At 48.5% G+C, this 12,864-nt stretch carries 11 protein-coding genes; 1 reads left to right on the top strand and 10 read right to left on the bottom strand.

The genetic code is table 11. The features are described from left to right. Positions 1-148: 148 nt before the first annotated feature. A complete protein-coding gene (locus ACR6HW_RS07840; protein ID WP_455730597.1) occupies positions 149-1,288 on the top strand; it encodes an AI-2E family transporter in 1,140 nt (379 codons plus the stop codon). Positions 1,289-1,350: 62 nt separating this feature from the next. Here ACR6HW_RS07840 and ACR6HW_RS07835 read toward each other — a convergent pair whose 3' ends face one another. The 10 genes from ACR6HW_RS07835 to ACR6HW_RS07790 all read right to left on the bottom strand — a co-directional run bounded on the left by ACR6HW_RS07835 (position 1,351) and on the right by ACR6HW_RS07790 (position 12,809). Then, the gene (locus ACR6HW_RS07835; RefSeq protein WP_455730596.1) at positions 1,351-3,093 is read right to left on the bottom strand and encodes an ABC transporter ATP-binding protein; all 1,743 of its coding nucleotides are present in this window, start codon (positions 3,091-3,093) and stop codon (positions 1,351-1,353) included. Further along, on the bottom strand, positions 3,090-4,796 hold the full coding sequence (locus ACR6HW_RS07830; protein WP_455730595.1) for an ABC transporter ATP-binding protein: 1,707 nt from the start codon (positions 4,794-4,796) through the stop codon (positions 3,090-3,092). Before ACR6HW_RS07830 ends, ACR6HW_RS07835 begins: the two co-directional genes overlap by 4 nt. Positions 4,797-4,807: 11 nt before the next feature. Beyond that, on the bottom strand, positions 4,808-5,242 hold the full coding sequence (locus ACR6HW_RS07825) for a MarR family winged helix-turn-helix transcriptional regulator (protein WP_455730594.1): 435 nt from the start codon (positions 5,240-5,242) through the stop codon (positions 4,808-4,810). A gap of 157 nt (positions 5,243-5,399) precedes the next feature. After that, on the bottom strand, positions 5,400-5,678 hold the full coding sequence (locus ACR6HW_RS07820) for an STAS domain-containing protein (RefSeq protein WP_455730593.1): 279 nt from the start codon (positions 5,676-5,678) through the stop codon (positions 5,400-5,402). After that, positions 5,668-7,680, bottom strand: a complete 2,013-nt coding sequence (locus ACR6HW_RS07815) for a methyl-accepting chemotaxis protein (RefSeq protein ID WP_455730592.1) — start codon at positions 7,678-7,680, stop codon at positions 5,668-5,670. Before ACR6HW_RS07815 ends, ACR6HW_RS07820 begins: the two co-directional genes overlap by 11 nt. After that, positions 7,677-9,053, bottom strand: a complete 1,377-nt coding sequence (locus tag ACR6HW_RS07810) for an ATP-binding protein (protein ID WP_455730591.1) — start codon at positions 9,051-9,053, stop codon at positions 7,677-7,679. The genes ACR6HW_RS07815 and ACR6HW_RS07810 overlap by 4 nt, the downstream gene beginning before the upstream one ends. A gap of 228 nt (positions 9,054-9,281) precedes the next feature. After that, positions 9,282-9,968 (bottom strand): ABC transporter ATP-binding protein, encoded by a 687-nt coding sequence (locus ACR6HW_RS07805; protein ID WP_455730590.1) that lies wholly within the window; start codon positions 9,966-9,968, stop codon positions 9,282-9,284. Then, the gene (locus ACR6HW_RS07800) at positions 9,961-11,124 is read right to left on the bottom strand and encodes an ABC transporter permease (protein WP_455730589.1); all 1,164 of its coding nucleotides are present in this window, start codon (positions 11,122-11,124) and stop codon (positions 9,961-9,963) included. The genes ACR6HW_RS07805 and ACR6HW_RS07800 overlap by 8 nt, the downstream gene beginning before the upstream one ends. Next, on the bottom strand, positions 11,108-11,737 hold the full coding sequence (locus ACR6HW_RS07795) for a cobalamin B12-binding domain-containing protein (RefSeq protein WP_455730588.1): 630 nt from the start codon (positions 11,735-11,737) through the stop codon (positions 11,108-11,110). Before ACR6HW_RS07795 ends, ACR6HW_RS07800 begins: the two co-directional genes overlap by 17 nt. Positions 11,738-11,945: 208 nt before the next feature. Continuing rightward, entirely contained in the window at positions 11,946-12,809 is an 864-nt protein-coding gene (locus tag ACR6HW_RS07790) for a phosphotransferase (RefSeq protein WP_455730587.1), read from the bottom strand. Positions 12,810-12,864 lie beyond the last annotated feature (55 nt).

Raw genomic sequence — 12,864 nt, 5'->3', positions numbered from 1 at the left:
CAGCAGGTACCAGCCCCTTATAGGGGCAGAACAAACCGCCGGCTAAGCCGGCGGTCATGATTTGTAGCCTTGGTGGGTTCGAGACATTTACTGGTGTAAAAAAGGGAATCGTGATAAAATGGAGAAAATAGAGTATAAGAGGTGACGCATGAGATTTGTTATAAAGAACAAACGTCTGCTGTTGGACGTGGGATTTGTTTTATTGGTGGCCGTTGTCTTATTTCTTATTAGGGGCAATATCAATTCGGTGATTACGCCGTTTGTATACGGTGCCGTTGTAGCTTACTTATTGAATCCAGCAGTTTCTTTTTTAGAAAAGAAAAAAATCAAGCGGCCTTGGGCGATTTTGATCGTCTTTGTTTCCATTTTTCTGATTATCACGTTGACGTTTATGAGCTTTATTCCGAAGCTTGCAAAAGACGTTTCTGTCTTTATCGCCAACGTACCGGATATTTTTGATTTTGTTCAAGATTTGATGACGAAGTTCCAAGAGGGGAAAATTACCATTATCCCAGATGCCCTCGCGGACTACTTGGATATCGACAAGGAGCTTGCAAAGCTCGGTGAAGCCTTTAAAAACGGTTTCAGCCAGTTGAGTAACGTTCTTATCGCATCGACGGGAACACTTCTCGACATCGTTATGACGCCGATTATCGCCTTTTATTTGCTAAAAGACAAAGACCGTTTAATCGGGGGGATTAAAGGGCTCTTTAACAAGAAGCAACAACAGTCGGCAAAAGCTATTCTCAGCGATATCGACCGCGTATTGGGGGGCTTTATCAGAGGACAGTTTATCGTCGCTATCTTTGTCGGAACGTTGATCGGTATAGGGTGTGCCGTTATTGGCGTGCCGTATGCGCTGACGATAGGTCTGGTGGCTGGCGTCACCAACATCATTCCGTACTTCGGCCCTTGGCTGGGCGGCATACTGCCAGTTATCCTCGCGCTGATGAACGCACCGATTACAGCGCTGTGGGTTATTATTTGGATTATTATCGTGCAACAGATTGAGTCGAGTTTTATATCGCCTCAAATTATGGCGCAAAGTGTCGGCTTACATCCGCTCACTGTTATGTTTTCCGTTTTGCTCTTCGGGAACATCTTCGGGATTCCCGGCATGATTTTAGGGGTGCCGATTACCGGTACGCTGAAGGTGTTGACGAAACATTTTATGGCCTATCGGGAGAAGTACATCGGTCGCTTGGAAGTCTCTTCTCCGGCGACGGTGGTGCAAGAACCGTCACCTGAGGCGGACACAGGTGGTAAAAAGAAACCGAATAAGAAATAGAGTTCTAAAAAACACATAAAAACGGCAGTGGGAAGTTGCATCCACTGCCGTTTTTTTATCAATTAGGCAAATTGTGCGTTAAATAAGGTGTGGTATTGGCCTTTTGCCTTGAGAAGGGTTTCGTGTGTTCCCTGTTCAATGACGTTGCCGTCTTCCATAACCAGTATCCAGTCGGCACTGGTTATGGTGGAAAGTCGATGGGCGATGACGAAGCAGGTTTTGTTTTCCATCAGGGCCAACATAGCGTTTTGAATGAGGTGTTCCGTTCGCGTATCGACGCTCGAAGTGGCCTCATCTAAAATGAGCAGTTTGGCATCGATTAGCATGGCCCGTGCTATGGTTAAAAGCTGTTTTTGTCCGTGCGAAAGGTTGCCGCCGTCTTCTTCTATAACGGTGTCGTAGCCGTTTTTCATTTTAATGATAAACGCGTGAACCCCAGCCGCTTTTGCAGCGCGTACGATATCGGATTGAGTAACTTTCGGGTTGCCGTAGGCGAGGTTTTCATAAACAGTGCCCTTAAACAGCCACGTGTCCTGAAGCACCATGGCGTAGGCCTTTCTAAGCGCTTTTCTCTGGATTTGACGAATGTCGACGCCGTCTAGGCCGATGGTGCCTGCGTCTACTTCATAAAAGCGCATTAGCAGATTGACCAAAGTGGTTTTTCCGGCGCCGGTATGGCCTACGATGGCCACCACTTGACCGGGGGCTATGGAGAGGGAGAGGTCTTTAATCACTTTTTGCCCCGGCGCGTAGCCGAAAGTCACCGATTCAAAATCCACCTTTCCAACCACGTTTTCCAGTGGTAGGGCCCCGGGGGCATCATCTGTTTCCAGCGGTTCGTCAAGGAGTCTGAAGAAACGGTCTGCCGCTGCAAGTGCCGATTGAAGTTCGCTGGAAATGTTGGCAATTTCGTTAATGGGTCCTGAAAATTTTCTAGAGTACAGGACAAAAGAAGAGAGATGGCCGAGTTGCATGGATCCGAACAAATAAAGCATGGCGCCGAAAAGACTCACAAGTGACAACGACAAGTTGTTGATAAAGTTCATAGAAGGTCCGACGGTACTGCTGTAGTATTCGGCTTCGTAATACGCGTTGACGGCATTTTTATTTCTCAGTTCAAAGCGCTCAATCATGGTTTGTTCCTGATGGTAGGCTTTAATGGACTGCTGTGCACTGAGAGTTTCCTCTACAAAGCCGTTCAGTTCCCCAAGCTTAGCAGAACGTTTTTTAAAACGCGGTCTGAGGCGCTTGGCCATAAAGCGCGTGTAGGCAAAAGACACCGGGATGGTGACGGCAAAGACGAGAACCAGTATCGGCTTAATCTTCAGCATCATGATGAGTGCCCCGACGACAGTGACCACACTGGTGGCAATTTGTATGACATCGTTGGATAGCGAAGCGTTGATGGTATCGATGTCGTACGTAAAACGCGAAACGAGGTCTCCCGTCTGATGGCGGTCAAAATAGCGCACAGGAAGACCGCTGATGCGTTCAAAGGCGTCGGCACGCATTTTATAAACGACTTTTTGGCTGATTTGAATCATAAGTACTCTGAGGACATAAGTCAAGAGCGCAGCAGCTACATAAAACGCCAACATGAGGCCGCAATAGAAAAATACCGTTTCAAAATCGACCTTGCCCTTGCCGGCGGCGATGGCATTGATCGCCTCACCGGAGAGGTAGGGGCCTATGAGCAAGAAACTGTTGGCGACGAGTGTCAAAACCATGGCCAGTAAAAGAGACCACTTAAAGGTGTATAGGTAGCGTCCGAGGCGGCGAAGCGTTTGACTTTTGTTGTTTTTCATACGGCACCTCCAAGTTGGATTTCTGCGATTTGTCGGTAGTCGTCACAAGTGGCGAGTAGATGGTCGTGCGTACCGTAGCCGACGGCTTTTCCATCGTCTAAGACGAGGATTTTATCGGCGTTCATAATGGCGCTGACGCGCTGCGCGACAATGATAGCGGTGGTCTGTTCAAAATGACGGTTCAATGCCGTTCTGAGTTTGGCATCGGTTTTGTAATCCAGCGCGCTTGAAGCGTCGTCGAGGATTAGGATTTCCGGTTTGTCAACAAGCGCTCTGGAGATGAGCAGGCGTTGTTTTTGACCGCCGCTGAGATTGGCGCCTTTAACATCCAGCGCGTGGTAGAGACCGTCTGTTAGCGTATCGATGAACTCACCGGCTTGCGCCATTTGTGTCGAAGCGTAAACCGCTCTTTCAGACACCGTTCTACCGAAAGCGATGTTCTCCTTAATGGTGTCGGCAAAGAGGGTATCGTTTTGGAGCACGACGCCAAATTTCGTATGCAGCTCAGCTTTGGGCAGCGTGTCAATACGCGTACCGCCAATGCGCACTTCGCCGGAACTCGGGTCGTAAAAGCGCATAAGCAGTTTAATTACACTGGATTTACCGCTGCCTGTCGGCCCGATAATGCCTAGGGTTTCACCGCGTTTCAGCGTAAATGAAAGGTTGTGAAGGTTTGGAGCGCCCTCCCCATAAGCGAAGGTGACATTGGAAAACTCTATGTGATTTTCCGTCGGTTTGTAATCGGGCGTCCCGACGACGAGGTCGTCTTCAAGCTCAAGAACTGATTGAATTCGATTGAATGAAGCACTGCCTTTAGAGTAGAGGATAAAAATACGGCTCAAGCTGAGCATGGCGTTGAGTATCAGTGTAAAATAAGTTAAAAACGCAATAATGGTGCCCGTTTGTGTCGCACCTGAGTGGACTCGAAACGCACCGACGAGTACGACCAATGTCAAGCCCGAGTTCAATAGGAGGTTCATCACGGGATGGGTGAGCGCCATTGTCATCCCCGCTTTTTTTTCAGCGTCGACGACTTTGGTGTTGACGCCGTCAAAACGCTTTTTTTCGTGCGGGTGTTTTGAAAGTGCTTTAATGACGCGGATGCCGACGATGTTTTCCCTGACGACGCGCACGAGGTCATCTACGTTGTTTTGAAGGGCTTTGTACAGCGGAATCCCCTTTTGAGACAAGTTGAAAACGAGTATCCCAATGAAGGGAAGACTCAAGATAAAGACACTTGCCAGTACCCAGTCCATCGACAGCGTCATAATGAGCCCGCCGATTAACAGGATAGGGGCCCGGACACCTAGACGCTGCATCATACCGACCATGTGGTGGACGTGGTAACTGTCCGAGGTCAATCTGGAAATCAGTGAAGGCAACGAAAGATCGTCGATTTGTCGGCTCGAAAGGTGTGTGATTTTCGTGTACAAATCGTGTCGAATGCGCTCGATGGTCATTCGGGATACGGCGGAAGCCATGCGGTTGGCTGTGATGTTTGAAAGCACGCCGATGGCTGCGCACAAGACCATGGCGCCACCCCAGAGAAAGATTTTCTCAACGGAGTTTTGGGGAATGATAACGTCGATGAGGTGTGCGAGAATCCAAGGGATCATAAGATCGGTCATGGTACCTATAAATTTGATGGTGAGTCCTAGTGACATTCGTGGAAAGTAGGGTTTTAGGTAGTTTTTCAGCGACATGGGAGGCTCCTTTATTCTGTGGGGCGTGCAGGGGCGTGACGTGCTTTTTCTGCAACTTTAGAAAGCAGTTCCGAGAGGACTTGCTGTTCGCTATCGGTTAAGTCACTGACCAAATGCCGATGCCAATCGGCAAGCCGCGACTTGACTAGGGGGTGTATGGCCAAACATTTTTCCGTCGGGTAGACGCACATGTGCCGCCGGTTGTCATGAGACACTTCTCTGTAGACCAGCCCCCGCTTTTCCAGTTGAGCCAGTTGACGGGCAACGTTACTTTTGTTTACATAAACTTTTTTTGCCAAAATGTCTTGGCGAATGCCGGGGGCGGCGCAGATGTGTAAGATATAAGCGTGTTGATGGTCGAGGATTCCGATGTCTTTAAAGACTTCATTTCTGTAAAGGACGCCACAACGCGCCGATTGGTTGATGTATTTCATAATGGGGATCATAGGTCACTCCTTATTGTGTTGCGTGCGCAACGTTTCGATTCTCTAAATATAGTAGCATTTTGCACAAGGGGTGTCAAGAAACGCAAAAAAACTGACCGAAGCCAGTTTTTAAAGGGGCGCCTAGGGATCACGGCATTGTATATGCTGTAAAGTGGCGTTAATGGAAGGTGAAAACTTGATCCAGACGCGTCATTTTAAACAAGTTGAGCAAGTCGCCGGATACGTTTTTAAGAACCATCTTTGAGTGATTTTCATTGCATTTTTTGTAAAGGCCGACGAGGACCCCGAGGCCGGTACTGTCGATAAATTGGCAGGCGGTAAAATCGAGCTCGAAGAGCGTCTGTTCTTGTTTGACGAGAGAGAAGGTCACTTCCCTGAAATCGCCTGCTTCAACGACTGAAAAATGCTTAGGTATATCGATTCTTTTATTTTTCAAAGTCATCACCTCCTATGATGAATCGATCGACAATCTGATTCAACCCAGCGGCAAGTGTGCTGAGCTGGGTACTGCTCGATGCTATGGTTTCCATAAGTGCGGTTTGTTCCTCCACAGCAGAAGCGACGTTTTCTGAGCTCCCTGTGTTTTGATCCGAGAGTGTCGCCACCATTTCTATAAGGGCGAGAATGTGCTCGGAGCTGGAAACCTCATCGTCGGTTACCTCGACGATTTTTTGAACATCTTTTGAAATTTCGTTAACGGCGCCTACTATTTTAATGAAAGAGGCATCGGTGTGTTGGGTTTTTTCGACGCCTGAGGCAACGGCGTCGGTGGCGTCTTTCATGGAGGCGACGGCTTCTTCAATTCGGTTGGTCATCTCCTTGACCACATTTGTGATGCCGCCTGCTTCGCTGCTGGTCTGTTCAGCTAAGATGCGCACTTCTTCGGCGACGACGGCAAACCCCCTGCCGTGTTCACCAGCTCTCGCTGCTTCAATAGAGGCGTTGAGCGCCAGCATATTGGTCTGATCGGCGATGGCATTGATGGTGCTGCTGATGCCGGTTATTTGCGTAGAGAGGGCGTTGAGCGCCGATAAGTGTTTGTTGGTTTCGCTGGAGACGGCCTGTATGGACTCGATGGCCTTTATGGTGATGTCCACACTGTTGCGACCGTCATGTGCCTTGGCCAAAGCTTCTTTGACATTCTCATCAGTTTTAACCGCTCGCGCTTTGGCCAGTTGTATCAAACTGCTCAAGTGAAGCAGTGTTTCAGAGGTTTCTACGACGCGATCATTTTGGGTTTTTGAGTTGTCGGACACGTCCATAATGGCACCTGCGATTTCTTCTGAGGCAGAGGAAATGTCGTTGGCGGAGTGGGCGATGTCATCGGTCCCTTGAGAAACTTCAACAGAAGCGGTTTTGACTTTGCTGACAATATCAAACTGTTCGTCAATCATCGCGTTAAAGGCGTGCCCGATGGTTTCGATCTCGTCGCCTGTTGTAAAGGTGGCTTTCACCGTTAAGTTGCCTTTGCCCGCTTCAGCCATTAGAGCAGCCAGGTTTTTTAGCGGTGTGGTGATACTTCTGCTTGTAAAAGCGTATGAGATCCCGAGTGCGGCGACAACGGCAATTAGAATAAACACGATGAGAAATGACCTTATGGTGTAAACCGGTGATAAAAAATCGTCGTAGTTGGCGGTTATAGCAAGCCCCATATCGGCGACGGGGGCGTATTGGACGTATTTGTCCACACCGTCGTAAACGTAGTCCACAGCACCGGAGGTGCCGGCGTTAATGTCGGCGACCATTTGGTCCAGCGCCGGAATACCGAGATCTCCCATAGTCAGTGTGAAGTCGTTTTCAGCGTCTTTGTGACTGAGTATTAAGCCGTCTTTATCAAATAGATACGCATACCCGCCGTCGAAAACTTGAATGCTCCGGACGTGGTTGGCGATGTTGGAAAATTTAACTGTGGTGACGATGGTACCGATGACGCGGTTGTTGCTTGTTAACGGCGAGGCGATGGCGACGACGGACTCGCCAGTGGTTTTTGAACGCAACACGGCACTTTGGGCGGTTTCTCCGCTTAAGGCGCGCTGAACATAGGCGCGGTCGCTCAAGTCGATAGCCGGTTGAAGGCTATCGCTGGAAATGACGGCTTTGCCGCTGACGTTGGTGAGAATAATAGATTCTATCGAAACGTCGTTATTGCTTTGGGTCGAAACGAGGGTCTCGTAAGCCGACCGATTTTTCATCACATTGCCGTTTGCCACGTCGATGAGTTCGGAGTTGTCACTGAGGATGCCGGCGACAAGTGAGGCTTTTTCCATCTCATTTTCCATCAAACGGGTTGTCAGTGCGAGGAGTCTGTCGAGATTATCGGAGACGCTATCGGTGGTTGCACTTTTAAAACGCAGCATGGAGAGCGACCCTAGGAGAATGAGCGGTAAGACGATAACGACGCTCATAATCAACATGATTTTTGACTTTAAAGATTTCATTCCAGTGCCTCCTTATGCAGTATTTTAACTGTTACAGAGCAAAAGTCGTGGTACAATTCTTCTGAGAACTGTGAAACGAGAAAGAGGCCTCTACCGCTTTCGTTGAGTAAGAGACTTTCATCATCTGGGTAGTTGATTTTAATCGATTTGGGCACGATACACATATCCTGAACGGAAATGTAATAGGCCGCCGCATCTACGGATACGGTTATGAAAATCGGAAGTGTTGCATCGCCATCGTTGCCGTGCTTATAGGCATTGGACACGAGTTCGGTCATGGCGAGTCGAACGGCAAAGTGTTCCGTCAGATTCAAATCCCCAAGGATGCGGTTGATTTCAAAATCGAAATCGTGCAGGCCCTCAATTAAGTAATGGTTCACAGCACCTTGGTAGTGCATGTCGATCCCTATCCAAAATAATTGGGGAATGGGACGAGAGGAAATGCCTTGTGCCAGTGCGTAAAGATTCTCGTTATACGCTTCAGTAACACAGGTGTTTTTCAGAGCTTCTTCCGAACCGAGTAACAGGTAACGGTACTTGGACTTTTGAAAGCGTTCTATAGAAACAGCGCTGTCGTTTTTATCGCCGAGGGCCCCATTTAACACGCGGACATCGACGGTACAGTTGGCGTCGTCGAACAATAAAAAAGCTTTTGTAGAAAAATTAGCTACATAAAACTGATCGCCGGACGTCTCCCAGTAGACGATGCCGCCACGACATTTATAGGTGCCGAAGTGGGCGTGAAATTTTTCCTTAAACCAAGTGAGTTTTTCGGTTATATTACCGGACTTCTCTACCATTTCGTCAAAGAGAATAGCGATGCCCGACACTGCCAGCGAGAAGACCGTAGCGGATTTATCAAGGGTTCCGTAGAAAAGGTACCGGTCTCCTTTGGAGGTCGATGTGGTAAAGTAAAAGGCATCGTTGTTTTGGGTACAGGGTTTGTAGTTGGTGTGCAACATCATACCGTTTATATGAGGTAAGTTGCGTTTTAAAAGCCACTGTTTCATCAATCGACTTTGGGAAAATGCATGGCGCTTTTCAGAGACGTCTAAAGCCTTTGTGAGAACGGCACCACGCCCTTCAATCTCCAGATAATACGACCGGAGTTCAAAGGTTGTTTTATGCGTTGAACTCAGTTTTATGCTGTAGAGATGTGGTGGAAGGCTTTTTCGAGTCGTTGATATGGTTTGCAGTCGCTCTGCCGCCGTATCGTGCTGATATCCAAAGAGTTCTTTCATCGATTTGCTATGTATGTTGGGTGCGTAGCGTTTGGCAGCGTCATTTGCAACAATTATCCGGTGATTTCGAGAGATGACGATAGGGGTCTGGAACAAGTTGATGATTTTTAGGATGGTTTCGAGTTCATTCAAAGAGGCACCTCCTTTCGGTAAAACAGCCCGTGATGTATAGATACCCATATTTCTATGAATCTTTCAAAAAAAACACAAGGTGTTTTATTGGAGGATACAATTAATGCGAATAAAATGTCCGGGAAAACCCCATTAAATACACCAATGGACGCCATTCTTTTGACAACGATAAAACACCGGCAGAGGCCGGTGTTTTTAAGTGGTGAAGACTGCTGGCATGCGTCAACCCTATTTTTCAAAATCGTGGGCAACGCGTCCGTCTTTTATTTCGATAATGCGGTCGGTTTTTTCAGCGATGCGCCTGTCGTGTGTGATGATTAAGAATGTGGTATCGTAACGGGTGTTGATATCGCGCAACAGCTGGTACACTGTTTCACTGCTGTCGGAGTCCAGATTGCCCGTGGGCTCGTCTGCGAGAATGAGTTTTGGGCGATTGATAAGTGCCCGAGCAATAGCGGTGCGTTGCTGCTGGCCGCCGGACATCTTTGAGGCGAGGCTGTTCCGAACCTGACTCAGCCCTACCAAATCCAGAAGTTCAACCGCTCTTTCTTCAATAGAATGATCGATTTTTCCACATTTGATGTAGTGGGGCATCAAGACATTTTCAAGTGCTGTAAATTCCGGCAGCAAATAGTGGAACTGAAAAATGAAACCGATGGTTTCATTGCGCAGTTTGCTGAGCGCATTTGACGACAGCGTCGACGTGCGTTGTCCGTCGATAATAACATCGCCTGAAGTCGGCCGATCTAACGTGCCAATAAGGTTGAGCAGAGTACTTTTACCACTGCCGGACTGCCCGATAATGCTGTTAAACGACTGCGCTTTCAACGACAAGTTCACATCAAAGAGCACTTGTGTTTTAACCGCATCGCCATAGACTTTGTCGATGTTGTGTAATTGAACGATATCATGCATTGCGAATCACCTCGATTGGCGTTAATTTTTTTGAGTTTCTAGCGGGTAAAACCGCTGCAAGTGTACTGGCAACGACGGCGAGCAATCCTGAAAATCCGATAAATGCCGGGTTGATATAAATAGGGACAACTGGTGTGCCGTCGGGTTTTAAAGCAAAAGTTTGGAAGATGTAGAGGAGACCGATGCCAATGACGATGCCGATAATACCGCCGATAACACCGAGGATTAACCCCTCGAACAGGAAAACGAACCCTGCGTTGCGATCGGAAATGCCCATGGCTTTGAGAATCCCCAGCTGTTTGGATTTTTGAAGGACAGTCACCGCGAGAACGCTGGCGATGCCTAGGACCACCGATAGGATGACAAATATCTGAATCATCAAACTGGACGTATTTTGACCGGTGAGACCGCTGAGCAATTGAGCGTTTTGCAGTTGCCAGTTGTCCACTGTTAGGCGCTCGCTGTCTATGACACTAGAAAGACTCTGCGTTAGCGCCTCCACCTCGAAGGGTTCCTCCACCTGAAGCTCAATGGCGCTGGCAGTGGCGTCGGGTTGCTCGAAGAGCGCGTGACCGTTTTCAAGTGAACCGACAACCCATTGTGTGTTGACGGCATCGACTTTGAAATCGAAAAGTCCACTGACAGTAACTTCATGAGTTTTGCCGGAAGGGCTTTGAAGGGTTACGGCGTCCCCGACTTCGAGGTCGTTTTTTTCTGCGAGTTGAGTGCCGACTAAAACCGCGTTCACACCGGGCATTTCACCGGCGACGAGCGCCTCGCTAAATTTATAGATGCCCTCTGCGCGACTGAGGTCAAAGCCCCGATAGAGCATTTGATAATAGGTGTCGTCCGGACGCTTTAAGAAGGCGCCTCGGGTCAGCGTCGGCGTGAGGCCGGTGAGAGGGGGGATGTTTTGATTGACTGTTTCCAAGAGTTCTGGGTAGTTCTCAAGATAGTCGGTTTCATCAGACGGTTTGACGACCATGTGAGCAGAACGCCCGATGGTGGCGTCGACCAGACTGATTTGAAGCCCTTCGATTAAGGAGCCGATAAAGATTTGTACCGCAATACCGATGCCGATACCAAGCGCGATTAGTGCGGTTTGAGCTTTATTGGAGGTTAAAAAGCGCTTGGCGATGTTAAAGGATAATCTCATAAAGCGCCTCCTCGAGTTCGGTGTAGTTAGATGCGTAGCCATCGGCTTGAATCTGAGAGCGCGCCGACGCAATGGCGGTTATGGCGTAGCCCCCGACGACAACTGCCGGTGCACAGGCAGCCGATTTAATGGCGTCGATGAGTACTTGCAGATGGGTGAGATGGTAGTAGTTGGAGATGCTGATACAGACCAGCGCAGGTGTCAATTCAGCTACTGCTTTGAGTGCCTCGGCCTGCGGGGTGTTGGCGCCTATATAGTAGGTATCGATGCCCAACAGCGTCAAGTAGTCGGCGGTCATGCGTGCGCCGATTTCGTGATATTCTTCTTCTTGACATAAGACCAGAGCCGTTGCACGCTTTGTTGCCGGCGCCTTTTCAAGTACGTAGGGCGCGCACAGTTCGATACACGTTCGAACGATGTTGCTCTGGACGTGCTCTTTCCAAATCGGTGTTTCCTCTGTGCGGATGGCTTTTAAACTATTGGCCAGTGTCTCTTCATAGAGGCTTTTGATGTCGAAGGCGACATCAGACAGTTGAGACTGAACCAGTGCGACGCAGGCTTTTCTGTCGTTTGCCTGTAAGGCCTTTGTAAAGGCCGCTTCAAATGTTGCCATGATTCCTCCTTGTTCAAGTGCTAAGATTGTTTTCAATTTATACCCGATTGAAGAAAAAATATGCGTAAAAAACCCCGCTGACTCTAAGGGATAGAGTTGCGGGGTTGGAGGCGGACTTAGAGAAAACGAGGCTCGTGTCGAGAGCGTTTGACGCCTCAATGATGCAGAGTAGATGAGCCGTTTTTTTAATTGTGAACGATACAGGACACTAGAATGGCTGCAATTTTAAAAGCAGTGTATCGAGAGCTGCCGTGAGCGAACCGTCTTTAATGGCTTCAACAGAGGAAGCGGCCCAAGCCGGAAAGACCGGTCTGTTATAAGCGGTAATGAGGCCGATGAGGTCTGCGGTCAAATGGGTTAAGTGCGCTTCAAGGGCATCTACAGGGCCGTAGTTTTTGAGGAAGATCGGTTTGCTGTCCTCAGGCAAACTGCTGCAAACATTGCTGATGTCACTGTAGGCACTGCCTGCCCCCATCATGTTGTAGTCGAACATAAAAGCGTCGCTCCCGTCTTTTGCTACGACGAGGTTTGTCCAGAAGAAATCGTTGTAAGTCAATGTCAGCGCTTGATTGTCAAGGAGCGACTCAATGTGATGAAAATTGTAAAAAAGTTTTGGCCAGAAGTCCATGGCCTGTGTTTGTGTTAAGTGCATGACTTTCTCAAGTGCTTCCAAGGTCAAACAGTCGGTTTCTTTGTAGTCACCGTCTAGGTCCAGTGTGCGGCCACTCTTGTGGAGGGCGCTGTACCAACGGGCGAGAGGCCTTAGAACCTCCGGTTCGTAAAGATCGTTTGGGGTTCCCAAACGCAAGGTGGGGTGTCCGTCAAGGTCTTCCATTAAAAGTGAGACATCTGTGGCGTCGTGAATTTTTAGTGTCCGTACCCCCAACTGACTCAAGCGTTTGTAGTGGCTAATTTCACGGGTGAAATCGCCCCTTGTAAAGAGTTTTAAGACCATGGATTCCCCTTTGTAGGCAATCCGATAGAGCTCAACGCCGTCTTTGGCGTGGATTTGCGCGCAATAGGACGGCAAAATAGCGTATTTTTGAAGTTCGCGTAGACAATTGTGATGCATGAAGACCTCTCGATTTTATAGAATAATGTGTTTATTGTAACATGTTTTTATTAAA

Source organism: Fusibacter sp. JL298sf-3 (assembly GCF_053842995.1).
Note: the sequence above shows the minus strand (reverse complement) of the source record. Positions and strands in the feature narration are given on the sequence as shown.

Bases quoted from the DNA above. Each gene is read 5' to 3' on its own strand.
- ACR6HW_RS07840 (WP_455730597.1), top strand. From the start codon at position 149: ATGAGATTTGTTATAAAGAACAAACGTCTGCTGTTGGACGTGGGATTT.
- ACR6HW_RS07835 (WP_455730596.1), bottom strand. From the start codon at position 3,093: ATGAAAAACAACAAAAGTCAAACGCTTCGCCGCCTCGGACGCTACCTA.
- ACR6HW_RS07830 (WP_455730595.1), bottom strand. From the start codon at position 4,796: ATGTCGCTGAAAAACTACCTAAAACCCTACTTTCCACGAATGTCACTA.
- ACR6HW_RS07825 (WP_455730594.1), bottom strand. From the start codon at position 5,242: ATGATCCCCATTATGAAATACATCAACCAATCGGCGCGTTGTGGCGTC.
- ACR6HW_RS07815 (WP_455730592.1), bottom strand. From the start codon at position 7,680: ATGAAATCTTTAAAGTCAAAAATCATGTTGATTATGAGCGTCGTTATC.
- ACR6HW_RS07805 (WP_455730590.1), bottom strand. From the start codon at position 9,968: ATGCATGATATCGTTCAATTACACAACATCGACAAAGTCTATGGCGAT.
- ACR6HW_RS07800 (WP_455730589.1), bottom strand. From the start codon at position 11,124: ATGAGATTATCCTTTAACATCGCCAAGCGCTTTTTAACCTCCAATAAA.
- ACR6HW_RS07795 (WP_455730588.1), bottom strand. From the start codon at position 11,737: ATGGCAACATTTGAAGCGGCCTTTACAAAGGCCTTACAGGCAAACGAC.
- ACR6HW_RS07790 (WP_455730587.1), bottom strand. From the start codon at position 12,809: ATGCATCACAATTGTCTACGCGAACTTCAAAAATACGCTATTTTGCCG.